This is a genomic window from Chryseobacterium rhizosphaerae (assembly GCF_003385455.1).
Classification (GTDB): Bacteria; Bacteroidota; Bacteroidia; order Flavobacteriales; family Weeksellaceae; genus Chryseobacterium; species Chryseobacterium rhizosphaerae.
The window spans coordinates 1-1,765 of the sequence record NZ_QNUF01000065.1 but is presented as its reverse complement, the minus strand read 5'-3'; the positions used below and the strand labels follow the sequence as shown (position 1 = coordinate 1,765).

Annotated in this window: 1 protein-coding gene; it reads right to left on the bottom strand. The window is 42.2% G+C overall.

The genetic code is table 11. The features are described from left to right. The coding region (locus tag DRF57_RS23360) for a condensation domain-containing protein (protein WP_241508050.1) at positions 1–1,765 on the bottom strand (1,765 nt) is incomplete at both ends.

Below are 1,765 nucleotides of genomic sequence, written 5' to 3'. Positions count from 1 at the left end.
ATCATCTTTATCTCCCTGGTTCAACGCATGATACACAAAGCCTTCCTGTAAGCTATTCGCTAAATAAACCCCTTCAATTTCCCCTTTCTCCTGAATACCAAATAGCTGTTCCTGTTCTACAATATAGTCTATATCCGATGGAGTAAGGTAACTGCTCTGTTCTGTTGAAAGCAGGGTAATGATAGATTCCAGGTGACTCTTAAAGCCCTCAGACAGTAAGGTAATCTCTTCTTCACTCAGGTAACCGGTAACACCAAAACGTAATTGTCCATCCACAACAGCTCCATTGATGCTGATGTAATGACTGTCACGGTTATTGCTTCCTACACCTAACCCGCTGTCTTCAGCCGCGATAAACCAGGTCTTCTCTCCAGAGACATCTTCCTGGTCTAACTGGCCAAGATAATTAAAGCTGATCTTAGGTAAGCTTCTCTCCGTATACCCAATCAAACTGCCATACCCTATTCCATTGTTTGGAATACGTCTCAGCGATTCTTTGGTCAATACTACTGTATCAGAAAGTCCTTTTCCTTTCTTCAACAGTAATGGATACATCGTGGTAAACCAACCTACCGTCTCCGTAATATCCAAATTCCCAAAAACTTCTTCACGACCATGGCTCTCCAGCAATACGGAATGGCTTTGCTCTCCGGTTAATCCTGAAAGCGAAAGGGATAACGCTGAGAGAAGAAGATCATTGATCTGGGTATGGTATGCATGATGCGTCTTTCTGATAAGTAATTCGGTCATTTCTTTGCTCAGGATAAGATGACCATGGTGGTAATCTTTGCCTATGAAACGACTCAGCGTAGTATTGTTAGATTCTACGGTTTCCGCTGTAGCATTCCAGTACAATAGTTCCTGAGCCCGGGATTCCGCATTTTCTGTTTTATAGCTTCGCACAGCTTCCACCCATTGTCTGTAGCTCGTTCCTTTTACATGACCCGTAATATATTCTGTATCTCCTTTTTCAAGAGACTGGTAAATATTTTTTAAGTCTTCAGTAATAATCCTCCAGCTTACGGCATCAATAATCAAATGGTGAAGGGCAAAGTAAATCCTTGCGCTTCCATCTGCATAACCACTGATATAACCGATCTGATACAATGGTCCGTTTTCAATATCAAAGCCGGACTGCCACTCTGTAAATACATGAGAAAGCTCTTCTGGATTTAATCCGGAAGCATCCAGATAATGGATACCCGGTACGGCTTCCACACTGCCATATACCTGGATATAAACACCATCTGCTTTTGGATAATAAAGTCTGAATGCATCATGTCTTTCCACTAAATGGTGGATGGAGGTTTCCAGTAACTCTTTATCAAGCTCTGGCACATTGATCAAAAAGGCCTGATTCCAGTGATTGAAATCTCCAAGATAACCCTGTTCTTTCTGACTGAAGAACCAATCCTGAACAGGAAGTAAGGAAACTCCCCCTTCTAATATGCCTTGCTCGGAAAGGATATGGTCTCCTTCTGTCTGTTTCTTTTCTTCTATGAGTAACGACAATGATGATACGCTGCGGGCCGTAAAGACTTCTTTTACACTTAGCCTTACTTCTAATTGTTGTCTGATCCTTCCTACCAGCTGGATACTGATAATACTGTCTCCTCCTAAGCGGAAGAAATCATCTTCGATACTGATCCCTGCAGCATCAAGACCCAAAACATCACCATAGATCTGGCATAGTTTAGCCTGAAGATCAGTTTGGGGAGCAATATAATCTTTGCTACCCGTAAACTCAGGTTCAGGAAGTTGTCTT